The organism is Enterovirga rhinocerotis (assembly GCF_004363955.1).
GTDB classification, from domain to species: domain Bacteria; phylum Pseudomonadota; class Alphaproteobacteria; order Rhizobiales; family Beijerinckiaceae; genus Enterovirga; species Enterovirga rhinocerotis.
This window is the reverse complement of the sequence record NZ_SNZR01000017.1, coordinates 113,263-127,368: the sequence shown is the minus strand read 5'-3', so window position 1 is coordinate 127,368 and position 14,106 is coordinate 113,263. Positions and strand designations below refer to the sequence as shown.

At 70.6% G+C, this 14,106-nt stretch carries 10 protein-coding genes; 2 read left to right on the top strand and 8 right to left on the bottom strand.

The genetic code is table 11. The annotated features are described in order from the left end of the window. Window position 1: 1 nt before the first annotated feature. Together EV668_RS22535 and EV668_RS22530 are read right to left on the bottom strand one after the other, a co-directional pair. The gene (locus tag EV668_RS22535; RefSeq protein WP_133774423.1) at window positions 2–418 is read right to left on the bottom strand and encodes a thiol-disulfide oxidoreductase DCC family protein; all 417 of its coding nucleotides are present in this window, start codon (window positions 416–418) and stop codon (window positions 2–4) included. Beyond that, complete coding sequence (locus EV668_RS22530) at window positions 415–1,629, bottom strand: Zn-dependent hydrolase (protein WP_133774421.1); 1,215 nt, start codon at window positions 1,627–1,629, stop codon at window positions 415–417. The genes EV668_RS22535 and EV668_RS22530 overlap by 4 nt, the downstream gene beginning before the upstream one ends. Window positions 1,630–1,818: 189 nt before the next feature. Between EV668_RS22530 and acs the strand changes: the two genes are divergently transcribed. Continuing rightward, the gene (gene acs, locus EV668_RS22525) at window positions 1,819–3,783 is read left to right on the top strand and encodes an acetate--CoA ligase (RefSeq protein WP_133774419.1); all 1,965 of its coding nucleotides are present in this window, start codon (window positions 1,819–1,821) and stop codon (window positions 3,781–3,783) included. A gap of 6 nt (window positions 3,784–3,789) precedes the next feature. Here the strand turns inward: acs and EV668_RS22520 are convergent, their stop codons facing one another. From EV668_RS22520 to EV668_RS22500, 6 genes are all read right to left on the bottom strand, one after another. After that, on the bottom strand, window positions 3,790–5,034 hold the full coding sequence (locus EV668_RS22520; RefSeq protein ID WP_133774417.1) for an FAD-dependent monooxygenase: 1,245 nt from the start codon (window positions 5,032–5,034) through the stop codon (window positions 3,790–3,792). A gap of 60 nt (window positions 5,035–5,094) precedes the next feature. Continuing rightward, on the bottom strand, window positions 5,095–5,232 hold the full coding sequence (locus tag EV668_RS24965) for a hypothetical protein (protein ID WP_166652602.1): 138 nt from the start codon (window positions 5,230–5,232) through the stop codon (window positions 5,095–5,097). 10 nt (window positions 5,233–5,242) lie between these two features. Next, a complete protein-coding gene (locus EV668_RS22515; protein ID WP_245513372.1) occupies window positions 5,243–5,500 on the bottom strand; it encodes a hypothetical protein in 258 nt (85 codons plus the stop codon). A gap of 73 nt (window positions 5,501–5,573) precedes the next feature. After that, on the bottom strand, window positions 5,574–6,599 hold the full coding sequence (locus EV668_RS22510; RefSeq protein WP_208111610.1) for an Ldh family oxidoreductase: 1,026 nt from the start codon (window positions 6,597–6,599) through the stop codon (window positions 5,574–5,576). Between the two features lie 28 nt (window positions 6,600–6,627). Beyond that, complete coding sequence (locus EV668_RS22505; protein WP_133774415.1) at window positions 6,628–11,433, bottom strand: NAD-glutamate dehydrogenase; 4,806 nt, start codon at window positions 11,431–11,433, stop codon at window positions 6,628–6,630. A gap of 91 nt (window positions 11,434–11,524) precedes the next feature. Further along, window positions 11,525–12,997, bottom strand: coding sequence for a peptidoglycan L,D-endopeptidase MepK (locus EV668_RS22500; protein WP_245513371.1), 1,473 nt, complete (start codon window positions 12,995–12,997; stop codon window positions 11,525–11,527). A 199-nt stretch (window positions 12,998–13,196) separates the two neighbouring features. Between EV668_RS22500 and EV668_RS22495 the strand changes: the two genes are divergently transcribed. Then, the gene (locus EV668_RS22495; RefSeq protein WP_245513370.1) at window positions 13,197–14,102 is read left to right on the top strand and encodes a DMT family transporter; all 906 of its coding nucleotides are present in this window, start codon (window positions 13,197–13,199) and stop codon (window positions 14,100–14,102) included. The last annotated feature ends 4 nt before the right edge of the window (window positions 14,103–14,106 follow it).

Sequence of the window (14,106 nt, the reverse complement as noted above, 5' to 3'; positions counted from 1 at the left end):
ACTAGGACAGAATCCGATCCTGAAGCTCGGCGCCGCCGAGATCGCAGGTCTGGTGACGGCCGAAGAGGCGGTAGCGGTTGCGCGCGACGACGCCGTAGGCGGCGTCCCGGATCGGGCGCGGCACCACCCGCAGCATCCGCACCCAGCCCCAATGCGGCAGGTGCGACAGCACCTCGATCGCGGCATCGGACCTCCGGTAGGCCCGGGCGCCGAGCACGAGGGCATTGGTGTCGGGCTCGTCGGGATCGATGCCGAGAGACTGCGCGAGGGCGCGGCCATAGGGCGACTGGATCGAGGTGAAGCGGAAGAGCCGGGCCGCATCCCGCCGCGCCACGAAGCGCAGGAGGCCCGAACACAGGACGCAGACCCCGTCATAGAGGATCACGGCATCGTCCGTCCCGCCGGGCCGGGCGGTCACGGCTCGCCCGCATCCTCGTCGAGGATGCGCTCGATCGCGTCGCAATAGACCCGGGCGCCGAGGACGATGTCCTCGTCCGAGGTGTTCTCCGTCCAATGGTGGCTGATGCCGCCGATGGAGGGCACGAACAGCATCGCCGCCGGCATGACGCGCGCGAGATACTGGGCATCGTGTCCCGCCCCGCTCGGCATCCGGGTCCAGCCGCCCGGCGCGTGGGCCTCCGCCGCCTCGGCGACGAGACCGCACAGCCGATCGTTCATCTTCGCGGGCCGGCTCTGGCCGATCATGTCGAGCGTCACCGGGCAATGGCCGCGATTGGCCTCCTCGACGAGCCGGCGCAACTCGCCGTCGAGCCTATCGAGCACGGCGGGATCGGTGTCGCGGAACTGGAACAGGGCCTCCGCGCGGCCCGGGATGATCGAGGGGGCTCCGGGCTCGAAGGTCACGCGCCCGCAGGTCCAGACGGTGCGGGGGCCGGCGAATTCGGGGAAGCGGCGGTCGATCTCGCCGAGAAGGCGGGTGATGGCGAGGCCCGCATCCCGCCGGCGCGCCATCGAGGTCGTGCCGGCATGGTTCTGCTCGCCTTCGGCGACGATGCGATACTGCCAGATGGCGACGATGGCGCTGACGACGCCGATCCCAAGGGCCTCGCTCTCGAGCGTGTCGCCCTGCTCGATATGCGCCTCGACGAACCCTCGATAGCGTCCCGGCTCGACGCGCATGCGCGGACGCCCGGCGAGGCCGGCGGCGGCGAGGGCGTCGCGCAGGGGCCTGCCGTCGTAGCGGTTGCGGAGGCCGTCGATCTCCTCCTCCTCCAGGAGCCCGGTGAAGGAGCGGCTGCCGATGAAGGATCCGAAATGGCCCTCCTCGTCGCAGAAGCCGGCGACGTCCACGCCGCGCCCGATCGCCCGGGCGGCTTCGAGCCCGTAGACCATGCCGAGGGCGCCATCGAGCCAGCCCGCATGGTTCTGGCTTTCGAGGTGGGAGCCGGTCAGCACCTTTGGGCCATCGCCGCGCGACAGGCCGAAGACGCTGCCGATTCCGTCGATCACGCCTTCGAGCCCGGCTTCCTCGAGCTTGCCGACGAACCAGTGGCGCGCGGCGACGTCGTCTGGCGAGAAGGTCGGGCGGTGCACGCCGGTCTCGTAGGCGCCGAAGCGGGCGAGTTCGCGCAGGTCCGCGAGGACGCGGTCCGGATCGATCGTGGCCATGGTGGAAGGGTGCGCCTCCGTTCAGCCGGCAGGATGACGCCGTCCTGCGCGACAGGGCAAGGGTCCAGATGGCCGCCCTTGCGGCGAGAGTCGCATTCGCCCCGACTTGGCGAGCGGTTCGGGCGCGAGCTAAATGGGCTCAACGATCGGCCGCCGGAGAGTGTTGCGGCCGGTGTGAGGGAGCGCGCGATGGATGCCAAGTTGTACCCAGTGTCCCAGGATTGGGCTCGCCGCGCGCATGTGGACGAGGCCAAGTACCAGCTCATGTACGAGCGCTCGGTGAAGGATCCCGAGGGGTTCTGGTTCGAGCACGGCAATCGGATCGACTGGTTCACCACCTATTCGCAGGTCAAGAACACGAGCTTCGGCGGTCCGGGTTCGCCCGGCGAGGTCTCGATCCGCTGGTTCGAGGATGGCGTCACCAATGTCGCCTATAATTGCATCGACCGGCATCTGGCGACGCGCGGCGACCAGGTCGCGATCATCTGGGAAGGCGACGATCCGAGCGAGTCGAAGTCGATCACCTATCGCGAGCTGCACGACGAGGTCGCCCGGATGGCGAACGTCCTGCGCAACCGGGGGGTCGGCAAGGGCGACACGGTCACGATCTACATGCCGATGATCCCCGAGGCCGCCTACGCCATGCTGGCCTGTGCGCGGCTCGGGGCGATCCATTCGGTCGTCTTCGGGGGGTTCTCGCCCGACAGCCTCGCCGACCGCATCTCGGGCTGCGGCTCGAAGATGATCATCACCGCCGACGAGGGCCTCCGGGGCGGGCGCACGGTCCCGCTCAAGGCCAATGTGGACGCGGCGATCGCGAAGATCGGCGGCGTCGATCACGTCGTCGTCGTGCGGCGCACCGGCAGTCCCGTCGAGATGGAGCCGGCCCGGGACGTCTATCTGCATGACGCCGCCGAGCAGGTCACGACCGAATGCCCCTGCGAGAAGATGAACGCGGAGGACCCGCTCTTCATCCTCTTCACCTCCGGCTCGACGGGGAAGCCGAAGGGCGTGCTGCACACGACCGGCGGCTATCTCGTCCATGCCTCGATGACGCACGAATACGTCTTCGACTACCATGACGGGGACGTCTACTGGTGCACGGCGGATGTCGGCTGGGTCACGGGCCACAGCTACATCGTCTATGGGCCGCTCGCGAACGGCGCCACGACGCTGATGTTCGAGGGCGTGCCGACCTATCCCTCCGTCTCCCGTTTCTGGGAGGTCGTCGACAAGCACCAGGTCAACATCTTCTACACCGCGCCCACCGCCATCCGGGCGCTGATGGGGGCCGGCGAGGAGGCGGTGAAGAAGACCTCGCGCCGGTCGCTGCGTCTCCTCGGCTCGGTCGGCGAGCCGATCAATCCCGAGGCCTGGGAATGGTATCACCGGGTCGTCGGCGACGGCCGCTGCCCGATCGTCGACACCTGGTGGCAGACCGAGACCGGCGGCATCATGATCACGCCACTGCCGGGCGCCATCGCGCAGAAGCCCGGCTCGGCGACGCGCCCGTTCTTCGGCGTCGTGCCCCAGGTGGTCGACGCCGAGGGCAAGGTCCTGGAGGGAGCCTGCGAGGGGAACCTCGTCATCGCGGAGAGCTGGCCCGGCCAGATGCGGACGGTCTTCGGCGACCATCAGCGCTTCATCGAGACCTATTTCTCGGCCTATCCGGGCAAGTACTTCACGGGCGACGGCTGCCGGCGCGACGAGGACGGCTATTACTGGATCACCGGCCGCGTCGACGACGTCATCAACGTCTCGGGCCACCGCATGGGCACGGCCGAGGTCGAATCCGCCCTCGTCGCTCATCCGAAGGTGTCCGAGGCGGCCGTCGTCGGCTATCCGCACGACATCAAGGGCCAGGGCATCTACGCCTATGTCACGCTGATGTCGGGCGAGGTCTTCACCGACGATCTGCGCAAGGAGCTCGTCACCTGGGTGCGCAAGGAGATCGGGCCCATCGCCTCGCCGGACCTGATCCAGTTCGCTCCGGGCCTGCCGAAGACCCGGTCGGGCAAGATCATGCGCCGCATCCTGCGCAAGATCGCCGAGGACGAGTTCGGCAGTCTCGGCGACACCTCGACCCTCGCGGAGCCGGCGGTCGTCGACGATCTCATCGCCAATCGTCAGAACCGGGCGAAGGAGACCGCGTAGTCCCCGCTACAGCGCCTCGCCCCGCATGAGACGCGGGGCGCGGGCCGTTGTTCCGGCGGCATGGGCCGCGAACAGGCGCTTCGCCGGAGAGCGGTCGACGAGGCCGAGGCCGAGATCGCGGAGCGCGCGCAGGGCGAGGCTGTCGTTCGAGAACAGGCGGTTCAGCCCATCTGTCAGCGTCGCCATCGCGACGGCGTCGAGGCGGCGATCGCGCTGGTAGGCGGCGAGCACGTCGGGGCCGCCGGGATCGAGCCCGAGCCTCACCGCGTCGACGATGCGCTCGGCGAGGGCTGCGGCATCGCCGAGGCCGAGATTGAGGCCCTGTCCGGCGAGCGGATGGACGAGATGGGCCGCGTCGCCGAGGAGCGCCATGCGCTCGGCGACGAAGCTCCGGGCGAGCCCCACGCCGAGCGGGAAACCGGCGAGCGGCGTCTCGCGCTCGATCGTCCCGAGATCCGGGCCGAACCGTTCGGCGAGCGCTTGCGCGACCGCCTCGTCCGGAGCGCCGAGGAGCTCTCGCGCGCGGTCCGCCCGCTCCGTCCAGACGATGGAGGAGCGGTGGGGGAGGGCCCGGCCGGGCCCAGCGAGCGGCAGGATGGCGAAGGGGCCGGCCGGCAGGAAATGCTGCACGGCGATGCCGCCGTGATCGCGTTCATGGGCGATGGTCGCGACGAGGCCCATCTGCGGATAGCGCTCGCCGATCCAGCGGAGCCCCGCAGCCTCCCGGAGGCGCGAGCGGGCACCGTCGGCCGCGACGAGGAGGGCGGCGCGATGCTCGTCGCCGCCCAGTTCGACGACGATGCCGGCGCCCTCGGTCCGCATCGAGCCGGCCGGGCTTCGCAGACAGGTCACGCCCGCAGCCGCGCAGGCATCCGACAATGCTGTCGCGATCGGCGCCGCTTCGAGGAGGTAGCCCAGCGGCTCGTCGAGACGCCCGCCGAAATGGAGATAGTCAGGCCGCACCGCGTCCGCGAGGCGGCTGTCGGTGATCCGCATCCCGGCGATACGCTGTGCGCCGGGTTCGAGCGTCCGCCAGATGCCGAGGACGTCCAGCATCGCGACCGAGGCCATGGAGAGGGCATAGGCCCGCCCGCCGCCGGCCGCCGTCTCGGGGGCCGGATCGGCGATCGTCACCTCGACCGCCTCGCCGGCTCCGTGCCGAAGCGCGAGGGCGAGGGCGAGGCTCGCGATGCCGCCGCCGACGATGAGGATGCGCCAGGCGGGTGGCCGCGGCGCGCTGGGAAGCGTCATGAGGGCTTGGTCGCAACGCGCGGATGCGCCGTCAAGGCGGCTCGGGGTCGCGAAGGCATGTCAGCGCCCCGTGGCGGTGCCGCCCTGGAAGCCGCCATAGACCCCTGTGAAGCGCTTGCCGTTGTCCGAGGGCATGCCGGCGCAGGCGGAGAGAGCGGCGAGAAGACCCAAGGCGGCGATCAGCCTGGCGGCTCTCATGCCCGCCCCGTCACCAGCGGCGGAAGCCGTAGCCGTAGCCGAAGCCCATGCCGAAGCCCGGTCCGGCGCCGCCATACAGGAAGGCGCGCCGGTCGGCCGAACGGTCGAGGTCGATATCCTGGAGGCATTTCGAGAAGGCGTCGCTGCCTGGCCGAAAGCCATAGCCGCGGCAGCGGTGATCGTCCGCGAGCCGGATGTCCTGCGCGGTCATGCAGCCCGACAGGGCGGCGAAGGCGAGGGCGGCGAGGGCGAGTCGGATCGGCACCATGATGCGTCTTTTCGCATGGCCGGGCGGGTGGCGCCAAGCCCCATGTTCTGGACCCGTTCCAGCCAGGACCGCGTCAGATCTCCTCGCCGAGCGAAGCGAGCGTCTGCCGAAGGGCGGGGGCGATGCGGACGCCTTCGCGGGCCGTCCGCAGCCGTGCGGCGTAGCGCCGCTCCGAGGGCAGCCGGGTGCCGTCCTGGTCGAGGATGCGGCGGAACAGCCGCTCGCCATGGGCGAGCTGCGCCGCGCGGTCGCCTCCCGCGCTGAGGCGTGCGGGGTCCATGGCGAGGATCAGTTCGCCGCCGCAGGGGGAGCCCGTCCCGGCCTTGTCGCGCTCGCCGGCCTCGAAGCTCAGCACGTCGCCGATCAGGGGGCCGGCGAGGAGTTCGATCATCAGCGCGATCGAGGAGCCCTTCGCCCCGCCGAAGGGAAGCTGCGCGCCGGCCAGCGCCTCTTTGGGATCGGTGGTCGGTTCTCCGTCGGGACCGATCGCCCAGCCCTCCGGCAGCGTCTTGCCGTCGCGCAGGCGGATCTGGATCTCGCCGCGTGCGCTCGCGCTCGAGGCCTGGTCGAAGACGAGGGGCGGGCCGTCCGGACGCGGCCAGCCGAAGGCCATCGGGTTGGTCCCGAAGAGGGGCTTCGTGCCCCCGGCCGGCGCGACATAGGGGATGGCGGAGGTGAAGGCGAAGGCGACGAGGCCGCGCGAGGCGAGCGCCTCGACCTCCGGCCAGAGGGGGCCGACATTGTTCGCGTTGTTGATCGCCAGCGCCGCGATGCCCTGGGATGCGGCACGGGCGGCGAGCGCCTCCTCGCCGCGCTCCAGCGCCAGCGGGGCGAAGCCGAGCCGCGCGTCGATCCGCAGGGCGCCCGGCGCCAGATCGTCGACGACCGGCTCCGCATCGCCCGAGGCCTGCCCGCTCTTCAGCGCCGCGACGTAGAAGGGCAGGCGGAAGAGGCCATGGTGATGGCATTCGTCGCGCTCGGCGGCCGTCAGCGTGCGCGCGATGGCGCCCGCATGGGCCTCGCCGAAGCCGTGTCGGCGAAGCACCCGCTCGGCGAGGCCGCGGACCTCGTCGAGCGTCAGGATCAGCGGATCGGTCAAGGGTTCGGTCCCGTTCGCATGCCGTGGGTCATTCCTTGGCGAGGTCGCCGATGAGGCTCGCGGCGACGGTGAGTTTCGAGACCGTGAGGTCGGAGGCGACGATGGCCGCGACCGCCGCCCTGATGCGGTCGATCTCGCCGTCGCGGGAGGCGTGCCAGGCCTCGACGTCCCCGCCCCGGGCGACGACCTCGGAGGTCAGGCGCCGATGGGCGAGGGAGACCGCGTCGATGGCCCGGTCCCGGGCGAGCCGGTCGAAATGGTCGGCGACCGGGATCGCGGCTCCGGCTTCCACCAGCGCGCCGAGGCCGAAGATGCCGTCGAGCGCGAAATGGGTCGCGGCGACCTGCGTGACCGGAACCTCCGAGCGGCGCGAGACGAGCACGATGTCGGGCGCGTCGATCATCTCCGGCAGGGCCGCGAGACGGCGTGCGAGATCGGCCGGCACGCCGTCGGCCTCCATCGCCTCCCGCCGCGCCGCCCAGGCCTCGAGCGAGGCCTGGGGAAGGGTCTGCTCCAGCGAATCCGCGACCCCGGCCGCGCCGTCGCGATACTGGCCGACGACGTCGTCCAGGGTCCGGCTCTTGAAGTCGACGTTGCGGATGAACCAGACGATCCGCGAGAACATCACGTCCTGGACGGTGCAATAGAGGTCGAGCTGCCGCTCGCCCCCGATCCGGCCGTCGAGGGCGTCGATCGCGTTGTAGAGGTCGGTCAGGCCGAAGACGTCGCGGGTCGCGGCATAGGCGGCCGCGATGGTGACGGCATCCGCACCGGTATCGTCGACGAGCCGCGTGACGACGGCGGGGCCGCCCCGGTTGATGATAGCGTTCGAGAGCTGGGTCGCGATGATCTCCCGGCGCAGGCGGTGGTTGGAGACGGCGTCGGGATAGGCCTCGCGCAACTCGGCCGGGAAGTAGCGTTCGAGCTCGCGCGACAGGAACGGATCGTCCGGCACCGAGGAGGAGAGGAGCTCGTCGTGCAGGGCGAGCTTGGCATAGGCGAGCAGCACCGCGAGCTCGGGCCGCGTCAGGCCCTCGCCGGCATGGCGGCGCTCCGCCAGGGCCGCCTCGTCCGGCAGGAACTCGATCGACCGGTCGAGGCTGCCGGAGGCTTCGAGCCGCTGCATCAGCCGGGCCTGGAAGCCGAGATCGCCCACGCCGCGACGCTGGCCGAGGGAGAGGGCGAGCGTCTGCAGGTAGTTGTTGCGCAGGACGAGCGCGGCGACCTCGTCGGTCATCTGCCGCAGGAGGGCGTTGCGGGCCTCCGCGTCGAGCCGCCCGTCCCGCTCGGGGATCGTGAGCGCGATCTTGATGTTCACCTCGACGTCCGAGGTGTTCACGCCGGCCGAATTGTCGATCGCGTCGGTGTTGAGGCGGATGCCGCGCCGCGCCGCCTCGATGCGGCCGCGCTGCGTCATGCCGAGATTGGCGCCCTCGCCGACGACCTTGGCCCGAAGCTCCGCGCCGGTGACGCGGATCGGATCGTTGGCGCGGTCCCCGGCCTCGGCATTGGTCTCGGCCGCGGCGCGGATATAGGTGCCGATGCCGCCGAACCAGAGCAGGTCGACCGGCGCCTTCAGGATCGCGGTCATGACCTCGGTCGGCGTCGCGTGCTCCTGGTCGAGCCCGATGGCCGCCCGCGCCTCGGGCGAGAGCGCGATCGACTTGAGGCTGCGCGGGAACACCCCGCCACCGGCCGAGATGAGCGCCGTGTCGTAATCCTGCCAGCTCGAGCGCGGCAGGTCGAAGAGCCGCTTGCGCTCGGCCCAGGAGGAGGCCGGGTCGGGCGTCGGGTCGATGAAGATGTCGCGATGGTCGAAGGCCGCGACGACCTTCAGTTCCTTCGACAGCAGCATGCCGTTGCCGAAGACGTCGCCCGACATGTCGCCGACGCCGGCGACCGTGACGGGCTGCGCCTGGATGTCGATGTCGATCTCGCGGAAATGGCGCTTGACGGCCTCCCAGGCGCCGCGCGCCGTGATGCCCATGGCCTTGTGGTCGTAGCCGTTCGAGCCGCCGGAGGCGAAGGCGTCGCCGAGCCAATGGCCGCGCTCGACCGAGATGGCGTTGGCGACGTCGGAGAAGGTCGCGGTGCCCTTGTCGGCGGCGACGACGAGATAGGGGTCGTCCGCATCGTGCCGCACCGTCTCGGGCGGCGCGACGATCGTGTCGCCGTCGATGTTGTCGGTGAGGTCCAGCAGGGTGCGGATGAAGAGGCGATAGGCCTCGGTGCCCTCGGCCATCCAGGCGGCGCGGTCACTCGCGGGCGGCAGCTGCTTCGGGAAGAAGCCACCCTTCGCGCCGACCGGGACGATGACGGCGTTCTTGACCTGCTGCGCCTTGACGAGGCCGAGGACCTCGGTGCGGAAATCCTGCGGCCGGTCGGTCCAGCGCAGGCCGCCCCGCGCGACCTTGCCGAAGCGCAGATGCACGCCCTCCACGCGCGGCGAGGTGACGAAGATCTCGAAGAGCGGCCGGGGCTTCGGCATGCCCTCGACCTTCGCGCAATCGAACTTGAAGGCGATGATGTTCGCCGGCAGCCCGTCGCGCCCGAGCTGGAAGAAGTTCGTCCGCAAGGTCGCTTCGACGAGGTTGTGGAAGCGGCGCAGGATGCGGTCCTCGTCAAGGCTCGTCACATCCGCGAGATAGGCCTCGATCGCCGTGCGCGCCTCGCTCGCCCGCGCCTCGGAATCCTCGCCCGCGAGGGAGGGGTCGAAGCGGGCATAGGCGAGCGCCACGAGGGAGCGCGCGAGCCGTCCGTGCCGGGCCAGCACGTCGGCGATGTAGGCCTGGCTGTAGGGGATCGTCAGTTGCTGCAGGTAGCGGCCGTAGCTCCGCAGCAGCGCGGTGTCGCGCCAGCCGAGATCGGCCTCGAGCACGAGCTTGTTGTAGGCGTCGGATTCGGCGACGCCGCGGAAGACCGCGAGCAGAGCCGCTTCCATCCTGAGGTCGAGCGCCTCGATATCGATGGGCCCACCCGTCGCGCGCTCCAGCGCCATGTCGTGCAGCCAGACGGTCTCCGCCTTCGGCGTGCCCGGTGCGGCGACGCGATAGGTCCGCTCGTTGAGAACCCGAAAGCCCATCCGCTCGAGCAACGGCACCCGCTCGGACAGCGCGAGGCTCTGCCCCCGCGAGAACAGCTTCAGGCTCACCCTCGCGCCTTCGTCCTCGGGGCGGCGATAGAGGTCGAGGCCGCGCGGACGGTTCTCCGAAAGCTGCTCGATCCGCTCGATGTCGCCGAGCGCGGCTTCTGGGTCGAAGGCCTCGCGATAGGCCGCGCCGAAGGCGGCTCCGTAGCGCGGGCCGAGTTCACGTGCCCGCGCCCCGCCGATGGTCCGGCCCAGGGCCTCGCCGAGACGGTCGCCCCAGGTCCGCGCGATCGCCGCGATCCCCGCTTCGAGCGTCTCGCGGTCGATCTGCGGCGTCGCGCTGCCGTCGCGTCCGATGATGTAGTGGGTCCGGGTCAGGACGCCGGGCAGGAAGGCGGGATAATTGGCCGAGACCCGGCCTTCGTAGGTCTTCGCGAGATAGGCGCCGATCCGTGCCCGCGTGCCCGCATCGTCGCGGTCCTTCGGCAGGTAGACCATGATGGACACGAAGCGGTCGAACCGGTCGACCCGCACCAGCGCCCGGATCCGCGGATGCTCGCGCAGGCGCAGCACCTCGATCGCGAAGGTCTCGAGCGTCTCCTCGTCGATCTGGAACAGCTCGTCGCGCGGGAAGGCCTCCAGCGTCTCGACGAGGGTCCGGCCGGCGAAGCTCGCCGGATCGAACCCGGCCCGCCGGACGACGCCGTCGACCTTGCGGCGCAGATACGGCGTCGCGGTCGCGGGGCTCGAATAGGCGGAGGCCGTGAACAGGCCGACGATCGCGAGCTCGCCCCAGAGCTTGCCCGAGGGCGAGAACAGCTTCGCCCCGATGTAATCCATGTAGGAGGGCCGCAGGACGCGCGAGCGCACGCTCGCCTTCGTCACGATCAGCGCCTGCGGGCGGTCCATGAAGGCCCTGATCTCGGGCGTGATCGACACCATCTGCCCGCCGCGCTTCAGGACGTGGACGGAGGGATCGCTCAGGAGCCCGAGGCCCGAGCCGTCGAGCGGCTGCGGGATGCCCTCGCCATCGGGGATGCGCGAGGCCCGCATGCCCAGAAGGATGAAGTGTTCGTCGGTCAGCCAGTTGAGGAAGGCGAGGGCCTCCTCGCGCTCGCCTTCGGGAAGCTGGGGTGAATTGGTGCGGTACTCGCTCGCCAGGCCCTCGATCTGGCTGCGCATCGCGACCCGGTCCCGCGCGACCGCGGCGACATCGGCATAGGCTTCCGACAGGGCCTCGATCACCTCGCTCCGCGCCGTCTCGTCGTCGATCCGGTCGAGATGGACGTGGATGAAGCTTTCGCGCGTCGTCCCCTCGTCGCGCGTGGCGGCCGTCGCCTCTCCCTTGAGGGCGGTCAGGCGCCCCTCGCCGTCGCGCTCGACGGCCAGGATCGGATGCGCGACGAGCCGCGGCTCGTATCCGCGCAGGACCAGGACGGCGAGCGTCGAATCGAGCAGGAAGGGCATGTCGTCGTTGACGGCATCGAGAACCGTCAGCTCGCGCGGCCTGCCGTCTTCCTCGACCGTCAGATGCGACAGCGTGATGGCGGGCTGGCCCGCGCGGCGCGGCGCTTCGAGCCTGACGAAGGCGGATGCCGCCGCGGACGATTGGGCCGCCGTGCCGACGGCCGCGAGATCCTCGGCGGGCACCCGAGCGAAGAGCGCCTCCCGGAACCGGTCGGCCATCGCCGCGTCGGTGCCGGCATTCGCCGCGTCCGATCCGCTGGAGCCAGGATCGTTATCCATCACGGCCTCTCTGTTGCCGAGCGCGATTGCTGTTTTGTGCGGCAATAGACTGCCGGACGGGGCCTTCGTCGAGTCCTATGACACAGGGATGTCAGCGGCGCGGCGGAAGGGTTGCGACGGCCGAACCGCTGAAGGAGCCGGCGCGCGGGCCGTCCGGGGCCGCGGAGGAGAAACCGGAGCGGCCTCTCTCGCCTCGATCGCGCGCTCCGGTGCTTCCCGATCCGGCCCCCGCGCGGGCGATGGCGCCTGTGCGGGAGGGCGTGCTCATGGCGGCCGCGTCGAACAGCGATCTGAGGGCGGCCCGTTCGTCCGTCCCGATCCCGGGACCGGCCGTGCGGGATGGCGACCGCGCCTCGCTCCGCCGCTCCGGAATCCGTGGCGGCACGGGGACGGGAACGTCCGGTGAGGCCGATGCGACGCGGGTCGGTTGCGGCACGGGCTGCGCCAAGCGGGCCGGCGCGGCTTCTCCGGGCGGCGTCGGCGGGACGAGTTCGTTGGGCCGTCGCGGCGGCAGCGGCATGGCGATGGAGGCGGCCTCGACCGGCGGCGGCACGGGGACCGGGCCTGGGCCGGCCGCCCCCGCGACGGGAAGCGGTTCGGGGGGCGGGGCGACCGCCTGCTGCGGCGGAGGTTGCTGCTGGGGCTGGAAGATGGACGAGAAGAAGCCGCGAGCCCCGCCATCGGAGGAGTTGGCCGCGGACGTGTTGACGGCGGCCACGCGTGCCGGGGCTGTGCGGCTGGACGCGGTGGAGGCGAAGAACTCCGAATCGTCGTCGTCGCCGCCCCCGCCGAAGAGCGACGCCCACAGACTCTTGCGTGGACCGCCCTCGGTCGCGGCATAGGTGGAATAGCCGGCGACGTCGCCGCCGCGCGCCAGGATCGACGCCTTGGCTTCCTCGTAGCCGCGCAAGGGTTTGCCGCTGCGCGGGATATGGACGGTCCGGCCGTCCGGGAAGAGGCGGGCGAGATGCGCATCCGGCAGGCGTGGCCAGGATCGGACGCCGCCCGCATCGAGATGGACGAACTGGTGGCGCGAATGCGGGTAGAACCCGACGCCTCCGCGCTGCATGCGGATTCCGATCTCGCGGACGCGGGCCATGTTCGCGCCCGGCACGAAGAAGTCCATCGCCTTGCCGCGCATGTGCTGGCTGAACTGCGCCACCCCGCGCGAGCGACGGCGGAGGGCCGCGTTCGTCTGCGGCGAGCGATAGGCGGAGGCCACATGGATGCCCTGGCGCCCGCGGACCTCGCGATAGACCTCCCAGACGATGTCGAAGAGCTTCGGGTCCATCTGGACCTGCTCGTCGACCCGCCAGTCCCGCAGGAACCAGTTCAACTGCCGCAGCCCCTCGCTCGAATAGGCGCCGTTGCGCCGGAACGTGATCGAGGCGGTTTCCTTGGTATGTTCGTGGATCAGGTGCAGCGTGCGGGTGTCGCCATTCGCATTGGCATCCTGGAGGCCGGCCGTGCCTGCGACAAGAAACGCGAGAGCGGCCGAGAGGCATGCGATCGCACGCCGTCCGCGCGCGGCGACGCCGTCAGCCTCCTTCGACTGTCCTCTCACGCTCCGGAGCCCCCTTTTCGTATCCGCGAGGTGATTCCCGCGGTCATCGGAACGTTGCCGCGAATGGTTATCCCGACGTTAACCGATTGGCGCGGCTAAACGCTATTCGAGCTTCGCAAGAGCCTTTAGCCTTGCGAGCGGTGGCGGGATTCATGACAGAATGACGCGGCAGGGTCGAGACCCGGACCAACCGGAGGCGGTGCCTGCGCGCGACGGGCAGGCCTCCGATCGCGGGGGAGGGAGGCTCTCCGCGATCGCGCTGATGTGCGCGGCGGTCTTCTGCTTCGCCTGCCTCGACGCCTGCGGCAAATGGGCGACGCGCCATGTCGATCCCGTGGTGACGACCTGGTTCCGCTACGCCGTCAGCGTCGTCTTCCTGTCGGTCTTCCTCAACGGCTGGACGCGCCCCCGCATCATGCACACCAACCGCTTGACGCTCCAAGTGGTCCGCTCGCTGCTGCTGTTCGGCTCGACGATCCTGAATTTCTTCGCCCTGCAATATCTGCAGCTCACCCAGGCGATCTCGATCCAGTTCGCGATGCCGCTCCTGGTGGCCCTGCTGGCGGGGCCGCTGCTCGGCGAATGGGTGGGGCCGCGGAGGCTGGTGGCGATCGTGATCGGCTTCCTCGGCGTCCTCGTCATCACGCGGCCCGGCAGCGGCTCGCTGCACCCGGCGGCCTTCCTGACGGTCGTGAACACGGTCTTCTACGCGCTTTACGCACTCATCACCCGCATGCTCGCCGCCCACGATCCGCCGGTGACGACCATGACCTATTCGGGTCTCGCGGGCGTCGTCCTGCTGACGCCGATCCTGCCTTTCTTCTGGGCGCAGCCGCCGGGTCCCGCGGTCTGGGCGGCTCTCCTCGCGACCGGCGTCCTCGGTGCGGTCGGGCACGGGCTCCTGACGGTCGCCCATAGCCGCGCACCGGCCTCGGTGCTGTCGCCCTTCATCTACACCCAGATCGTCTGGATGACCGCGCTCGGCTATTTCGTCTTCGGCGATCTGCCCGATCGCTACACGGCCATCGGCGCGGCGATCGTCATCGGCTCCGGCCTCTATCTTCTCTCGCGCGAGCGGACGGTGAGGGCGAAGCAGCCGGCCTGAGGCG

What these genes read in the sequence shown, in the direction of transcription:
- EV668_RS22515 (WP_245513372.1), bottom strand. Translation starts at nt 5,500, where the DNA reads ATGGTGCCGATCCGACTCGCCCTCGCCGCCCTCGCCTTCGCCGCCCTG.
- EV668_RS22505 (WP_133774415.1), bottom strand. Translation starts at nt 11,433, where the DNA reads ATGGATAACGATCCTGGCTCCAGCGGATCGGACGCGGCGAATGCCGGC.
- acs (WP_133774419.1), top strand. Translation starts at nt 1,819, where the DNA reads ATGGATGCCAAGTTGTACCCAGTGTCCCAGGATTGGGCTCGCCGCGCG.
- EV668_RS24965 (WP_166652602.1), bottom strand. Translation starts at nt 5,232, where the DNA reads ATGAGAGCCGCCAGGCTGATCGCCGCCTTGGGTCTTCTCGCCGCTCTC.
- EV668_RS22520 (WP_133774417.1), bottom strand. Translation starts at nt 5,034, where the DNA reads ATGACGCTTCCCAGCGCGCCGCGGCCACCCGCCTGGCGCATCCTCATC.
- EV668_RS22530 (WP_133774421.1), bottom strand. Translation starts at nt 1,629, where the DNA reads ATGGCCACGATCGATCCGGACCGCGTCCTCGCGGACCTGCGCGAACTC.